General features: G+C 64.6%; 6 protein-coding genes and 1 pseudogene. 1 reads left to right on the forward strand and 6 read right to left on the reverse strand.

The window, feature by feature from the left end; all coding sequences use genetic code 11:
- The first annotated feature begins 1,163 nt into the window (after positions 1-1,163).
- On the forward strand, positions 1,164-2,096 hold the full coding sequence (locus MOV75_RS22135; RefSeq protein ID WP_247006611.1) for an AraC family transcriptional regulator: 933 nt from the start codon (positions 1,164-1,166) through the stop codon (positions 2,094-2,096).
- 67 nt (positions 2,097-2,163) lie between these two features.
- Here the strand turns inward: MOV75_RS22135 and MOV75_RS22140 are convergent, their stop codons facing one another.
- The 6 genes and pseudogenes from MOV75_RS22140 to MOV75_RS22165 form a co-directional block, all read right to left on the reverse strand.
- On the reverse strand, positions 2,164-3,396 hold the full coding sequence (locus MOV75_RS22140) for a Zn-dependent hydrolase (RefSeq protein WP_247006613.1): 1,233 nt from the start codon (positions 3,394-3,396) through the stop codon (positions 2,164-2,166).
- Entirely contained in the window at positions 3,389-4,174 is a 786-nt protein-coding gene (locus tag MOV75_RS22145; RefSeq protein ID WP_247006614.1) for an ABC transporter ATP-binding protein, read from the reverse strand. Before MOV75_RS22145 ends, MOV75_RS22140 begins: the two co-directional genes overlap by 8 nt.
- Positions 4,171-4,944: an ABC transporter permease gene (locus tag MOV75_RS22150; protein WP_246926363.1), complete on the reverse strand. Its 774-nt coding sequence runs from the start codon at positions 4,942-4,944 to the stop codon at positions 4,171-4,173. Before MOV75_RS22150 ends, MOV75_RS22145 begins: the two co-directional genes overlap by 4 nt.
- Before the next feature lie 73 nt (positions 4,945-5,017).
- Complete coding sequence (locus tag MOV75_RS22155; RefSeq protein ID WP_246926365.1) at positions 5,018-5,962, reverse strand: ABC transporter substrate-binding protein; 945 nt, start codon at positions 5,960-5,962, stop codon at positions 5,018-5,020.
- An 84-nt stretch (positions 5,963-6,046) separates the two neighbouring features.
- Entirely contained in the window at positions 6,047-6,775 is a 729-nt protein-coding gene (gene hutC, locus MOV75_RS22160) for a histidine utilization repressor (RefSeq protein WP_246926368.1), read from the reverse strand.
- Positions 6,772-6,939 (reverse strand): annotated as a pseudogene (locus MOV75_RS22165) (formimidoylglutamate deiminase); the annotation flags it as partial. The gene hutC and the pseudogene MOV75_RS22165, both read right to left, overlap by 4 nt.

A 6,939-nucleotide genomic window follows, 5' to 3' on the forward strand; every position in this document is an offset into this window, starting at 1 on the left:
CTCATCCAAGAGGGGCGATCTTGTGTCGTCACGCATCGCGAGCCGGGCCTGCGGTGGACGCGGCAGCGTCGGCACGAGATGGGGCGGGCAGGGCGGGTAGTCCCTGTGAGCCCGCAACCCGCGTGCAGACGAGCGGCGCTGCTAGGTCCGTCTCGCCTGTAAGTTTCCGGCTTTGTCGACAGGGCTGGGAAAACTGCGGCGACATGGCGGGCCGTGCGTACGGCAAAACCGTGTGGTCCTGGCCGTCGTTGCTACGGTCAAGCTTTTCGCGAAGGTGCGAGCGAGCCCAACCGGGCAGACTGCATCATCCAGTTCGCGGGGCGAGGGAGGCCAGAAGGAAAGTTCGGCTCCCGGGAGATCACGGCATAAGCCGTCCGACCATCGCGCAGGGAAGGCCGAGTGATCGGCACCACCTGTATGCTGCTGTGCGGTTCTTCCTGCGTGTGCATTTCGCGCAGCGGACCGCGGGTGCGAGCCGGCACCCGGCCTTCCCTGCGCCCTCTTGGATTTCAGAGAGGGACGAGACGAAGCAAAGCTCGGGTGGTTCAAGCCGCGAGAATGCGAAGGCATGTCTGTGAGTCGAGCTGTGTGTCACAAATCCGATATCGTAGGGGTGGGCAAAGGCGCTCTTGCGCCGTGCCCACCGTCTCTGTCGGTCGCGAAAGATACGTGGGCACGCTTCGCTTTGCCCACCCTACGACACGGCAGCAGCCACACATTCGGTGTCATCGCCCGGCTTGAACGGGCGATCCAGTCCTCCGAGAGGGCCGTGGTCGAACGGAGAAGCCGCGGCGTACTGGATTCCCCGCCTTCGCGGGGAATGACAGCGTTACTTGGAGAACGAGCTATCGCCTCATGCTCCGTCATTGCGAGGAGCCCTTGCGACGAAGCAATCCAGAGTCCTCCGCGGAAAGATTCTGGATTGCTTCCGCCTTCGCCGAGGCTTCGGCGGACAAGTCGCTGCGCTCGCAATGACGATGCGTCGCCGGCAGGCTTCTCGTGTCGAGTGAACCCACACCGCGTCATGTGATCGTGCGTTTGTGAAAACCCGTGATGCTCGCTTGTGCTGGCAGGTGGACAGCGGCTGCCGGATATTGTAATGCGCTCCTGAACTGGCGGGACACTGTGGCCTGCACGCGGACTTCCACAGAAAGGCCAATCCGATGACCCAGGCAGGCGCCTACGGAGACAAGCTCGGGCAATTCCTGCGTTTGAAGGAAGCGCCGCCCTCCCTGGTCACGCGTTCGCTGCGCAGCGCCGAGCTTGCGGTCACTGAAACGCGGAATGATCGTCCGCTGACCGGCCTGTCCGGCTCGCTCACCGCGGAAGACGCGTTTCTCGTCAGCCTGAAGCTTCGTGATTACCCGGATTGCGAGCTCTGGGAGCGCGGCAAATCTATCATGAAGGCGGACGTACGCGCGGGCACGACCTATCTCTATGACCTCAAGCTCGATCCACGCTATGTGATCGACAAGCCGTTCCACTCGCTTTTTTTCTACATTCCGCGTTCGGCGCTCGACAGCATCTCCGAGCAGTGCAATTCGTCGCGGATCGACGAACTCGACTGTCAGATCGGAATTGGCCACGACGACGAAATCATCCGCCACATCGGCGCGTCGTTGCAGGAAGGCCTGCGCAGGCCGGGCGAGGCCAACCAGCTTTTCGTCGACCACATGATGCTCGCCTTGACCGCCCATGTCGCGCAGGCTTACGGCGGCCTTGAGCGCAGGACTGAGCCCACCCGCGGCGGTCTCGCTCCCTGGCAGGCGAAACGTGCCTGTGAGCGGCTGGAATCCGATCTCGGCGGAAAACTCTCGCTGCAGAAGATCGCGAGCGAGCTCGACCTCTCGGTCAGTCATTTTTCACGCGCATTTCGAACCGCCGTCGGCATGCCGCCGCATCAATGGCTGCTTCATCAGCGCGTGAAGGCCGCCAAGCAGTTGATGAGTGTTCGCGACCTGCCGCTGACGGAGATCGCGATCTCGGCCGGCTTTGCCAACCAGAGTCACTTCACGCGCGTGTTTTCCTCGATTGTCGGCGTCAGTCCGGCCGTGTGGCGCCGACAGATGTCCGGCGCCTCGGGCGCCAAGGCGTGAACCCCCGGTGATGCCGGGCGCCTGCCCGCAGCATCCGCGTCAGATCGCGCAGTCGGTTGTGGTCACATCAGCCGCCGAGGATGCGCCGGCAAGCGTCGACGAAGACCTCAGCGCCGGTGACGATATCGGCATCGGCAGTGTTTTCGGTCCAGTGATGACTGATGCCGCCGATCGACGGCACGAACAGCATTCCGGCGGGCATGACCGTTGCCAGCATCTGCGCATCGTGGCCGGCGCCGCTGGGCATGCGAACGGATCGTCCACCGGCGAGCGCCTTGCTTGCTGCTTCGATCGCATCCTGGAAGCCGGCGTCCATCATGGCGGGCGCACCGGTGCGCAGCTTCGCAACGGCGACGGTGCAGGGACCGCTCGCGCTGGCCTCGTCCGCCATGGTCCGTAGCAGCTGCTCCAGCCGGGCGATGACGGCCGGATCGTCGTCGCGGATCTGGAACAGCATTTCGGCTCCGCCCGGAATGATGCTCGGGGCACCCGGATCGAGCGTGATGCGGCCGGTGGTCCAGACCGTGCGAGGGCCGCAGGCGGCCGGAAAACGCTCGTCGATCGCGACGCAGAACTTTGCCAGCGCCAGCCCGGCATCCCTGCGCACCGCCATGCGCGTCGTGCCGGCGTGATTTTGCTCGCCGACGAAATCGATCTGGTATTGCCAGATGCCGACGATGGAGGTCACGACACCGATCGCAAGCTTGCCGCTTTCGAGCGTGTCGCCCTGCTCGATATGCGCCTCGAGATATCCGACATGCCGGCCCGGCTCGGCGGTGACGCGCGGGCGTCCCGCGAACCCCATCTCGGCCAACGCATCGCGCATGGTGCGGCCGCTGGTTCGATCGCGCGCGGCGTCGATGTCGGCTTCGGTCACCTGCCCGACATAGGAGCGTGAGCCGAGGAAATGGCCGAAATGTCCCTCCTCATCGCACCAGGCGGCGACCTCGACCGCGCCTTTCACGGTGGGATCGGCGTTGAGCACGCGGGCCGCTTCGAGCGCATAGACGACGCCGAGCGGGCCGTCGAGCCAGCCGGCATAGTTCTGGCTTTCCAGGTGCGAGCCCGCCAAGAGCATGGGTCCGGGCTTTGCGCTGGTGCCGAACACATTGCCGATGCCGTCGATCGCGGCTGTGAGGCCGGCGTTGGGCAGCTTGCGCACGAGCCACTCCAGCGAAAGCTTGTGCGGCTCGGAGAAGGTCGGCTTGTGCACGCCGGTCTTGTAGGCGCCGATGGCGCGGAGCGCATTGAGATCGGCGAGAACACGCTCGCCATTGGTGCGGGTCTGAGTGTCAGGCATGTTCGGCAACCTTCAACGCCTCGGTGCGGATCTCCTCGACCAGCCGCTCCTTGAGCTGGACGAACTCCGGCGTCGTCTTGATCTTGTAGGAGCGCGGATGCGGCAGGTCCACATTGATCTCGGCCTTGATGCGGCCGGGGCGCGCGCTCATGACGATGACGCGGCTGCCGAGGAAGATCGCCTCCTCGATGTCGTGGGTCACGAACAGCACGGTTTTCTGGTCGCGTTCCCAGATCCCGAGCAGCATTTCCTGCATCAGGGCGCGGGTCTGGTTGTCGAGCGCGCCGAACGGCTCGTCGAGCAGCAGGATTTTCGGGTCATTCGCAAGCGCCCGCGCAATCGCGGTGCGCTGCTGCATGCCGCCGGAGAGTTGCTTGGGCCAATGGTTTTCGAAGCCGGACAATCCGACCTGACGGATGAAGGCGTCGGCGATCTTGTTCCGCTCCGCCTCGGACACGCCGCGCTCGCGCAGGCCGAAGGCGATGTTCTCGCGCACGGTGAGCCAGGGAAACAACGTGTAGGACTGGAACACCATGCCGCGATCAGCGCCCGGGCCGGTCACCTCGCGGCCGTCGAGTGTGACGCGCCCGCTGGTCGGGCGGTCGAGGCCGGCGACGATGCGGAGCAGCGTGGACTTGCCGCAGCCGGAAGGACCCAGAATGGTGACGAAGTCGTTGTTGCCGATGGTGAGGTCGGTCGGCTCGAGCGCCTTGGTCGGTGCGTTGCCGTGGCGAGCCGGGAAGGTTCGGGAGACCTGTTCGATCTTGAGGGTGGTCACGCGAGCCTCCACGGAAACAGCCAGGCGTTGAACGCCTTGAACATGAAGTCCGAGAGCAGCCCGATCAGGCCGATCACGATGATGCCGAAGATGATTTGCCCGGTGTTGAGCAGCGCCTGGCTGTCGGTGATCATGTGGCCGATGCCGGAGGACGAACCGATCAGCTCGGCGACGATGACATAGGTCCAGGCCCAGCCCAGCACCAGCCGCAGGATCTCAGCGATCTCCGGCGCGGAGGAGGGCAGCAGCACGCGGCGGATGATGCCGCGGTCGCTGGCCCCGAGCGTATAGGCCGCCTCGACCAGATCGCGCCGGGTGGCGCCGACGGTGACAGCGACCATCAGGATGACCTGGAACACCGAGCCGATGAAGATCACGAGCAGTTTTTGCAATTCCCCGATGCCGGCCCACAGGATCAGGAGCGGGATGAAGGCGGAGGCGGGCAGATAGCGCGCGAAGGACACGAACGGTTCGAGGAATGCTTCGACCGGCTTGTAGGCGCCCATCAGCACGCCGAGCGGCACGGCGATGATGGCTGCCAGCGCGAAGCCGCCGACGACGCGCCAGATCGTCATGCCGATGTCGTAGACGAAGCCCTGCTTGGCCAGGAGGTCATAACCTTCCTGCACCATGGTCAGCGGGTTGGCGAGAAAGGTTTTCGACACATGGCCGCCGAGCGTTGCCCAGGACCAGAGGGCAACGAACAGCACGAAGAACGCAAGGCCATAGGCCACACGCTGCTTCGACGTAACGGGGTCCAGGGGACGCATCAAACTGTCTATCCGGGCGTTGAAAAGATTTGCCGGCCCCGCCGCGAGACGGGGCCGGCGGCTCTCGAGAGGCTTACTTGATGTAGCTCGCGTCGAAGAGGTCCTCGACCTTCGGCGCGGCCTTGATGATGCCGATTTCCAGCAGCAGGTCGGCGGCCTCCTTGTTGAAGGTCAGGAAGTCGCCGGCGAAGAATTTCTGGTTCGCGGCCTTGTCCTGCCAGCGCAGATATTTTGCCGAGTTGCCGAACTGCTCGCCGGTCTGCTTCACGTCGGCGCCCATGATCTCGTAGGCCTTGGCCTGGTCCTTGGCGATCATGTCGAGCGCCTCGAAATAGCTGTCGGCGAGCGCCTTGGCGGCCTTGGGATTCTCGGTGAGGAACTTCGGCGTGCAGCCGAAGGTGTCCATGACCATCGGATAATCCAGCGTGGTCGCGATGATCTTGCCCTTGTCGGGAGCGGCGCGCACCGTCGACAGATACGGCTCATAGGTCATCGCCGCATCGTTCTGGCCGGAGACGAAGGCCTGCGCGGCCGCGGCCGGCTCGAGATTGACGACAGTGACGTCCTTCACCGACAGGCCGTTCTTCTTGAGCATCCAGGCCAGCGCGAAATACGGCGAGGTACCGGGCGCGGAGGCGGCGACGGTCTTGCCTTTCAGGTCCTTGATGGCGGCGAGATCGTTGCGCACGGCCATGCCGTCGGCGCCATAGCTCTTGTCGAGCTGGAAGATCTGCTTGGTCGCAACGCCGTTGGCGTTCCAGGAAATCCAGGTCTCGACCGTCGTTGCCGCGCACTGGACGTCACCGGAGGCGATCGCGAGGTGGCGGTCCTTCTGCGGGATCTTCTTGATCGTGACGTCGAGGCCGTTCTTCTTGAAGATGCCCGCCTCCTTCGCCAGCGTCAGCGGCGCAAAGCCGGTCCATCCGGAAATGCCGACGCCGACCTTGACGTCGTCGGCGAGCACGGGAGTGGAGGCCGCGAGGGCAATGATTGTCGCAAATATCGTCGAACTACGCATGATTGTCGTCCTCTGCCGATCGATGGATTGACGTCCTGTTGATCTCTTCATGTAGCGTTGCACGATTTGTGCCGACATTTTCTCTCAGCCTCCCTTGAATCGCGCGACAAGGCGGTGAGAGTCACCGGGATAGAGCAGGCGCACGGCGGTGATCGTGCGCGCGCTGCGCCAGGTGTAACGGTCGATCACGAGGCAGGGGGCGCCGACGGCGATCGCCAGCGCGTCCGCTGCGTGGTCATCCGCAACGATGGCGCTGATCGTGTGCTCGGCCTCCGTCCATGGAACATGATGAAGCAGCCACGAGCCGGGCGGCTCGCGCGAAAAATCCGCGGTCGCGGCATCCGGCACGGATGACAGGTCGATCAGCCTGTCCTCGACGGCGAACGGCACGTTGTCGGCGCTGTGCCGGCAGGTGATCGCGACCACCTTGCCGGCCTTCCTCACGCCGAGACGGTCACGGTCGGCCGCGGTCGCGGCGCGCAGCTTGCGCTGGATCAGCTCATAGCCGTAAGCGCGCCCCAGCGCAGTGATCTCGGCGCGGATGTCGGCGATCTTGAGGACCGCGGATTGATGTTGCGGTCGGCGCACGAACGAGCCGGCGCGCCGCCGCCGCTCGATCAGATCGGCCTGCGCGAGCTCCGACAGCGCCTTGTTCACCGTCATGCGGGAGCAGCCGTAGCGCGCCACCAGCTCGTGCTCGAACGGAATGCGGTGGCCCGGCGGCCATTCACCGGTCAGGATGCGCTTTTCTATGTCGGCACGAATTCGCTTGTACAATGTTGGTTGGTCGGCTGTATCGGTGGCGAGGCTCATGCGACAAGCCTCCGCACTGTCGCGTTGAAGCGTTCGCGTGCGGCCTGTCGCAATCCATGCCGGCCGCCTTCGACCACCTTGCGGCCGCCGGCCCAGACGCAGTCGATCGCGCCGCCGCCTGCAGCAAAGATCCAGCCGTCGATGGCTGCATCGCCCTGTCGTCC

The organism is Bradyrhizobium sp. PRIMUS42 (assembly GCF_023006515.1).
In the GTDB taxonomy this organism is placed as follows: domain Bacteria; phylum Pseudomonadota; class Alphaproteobacteria; order Rhizobiales; family Xanthobacteraceae; genus Bradyrhizobium.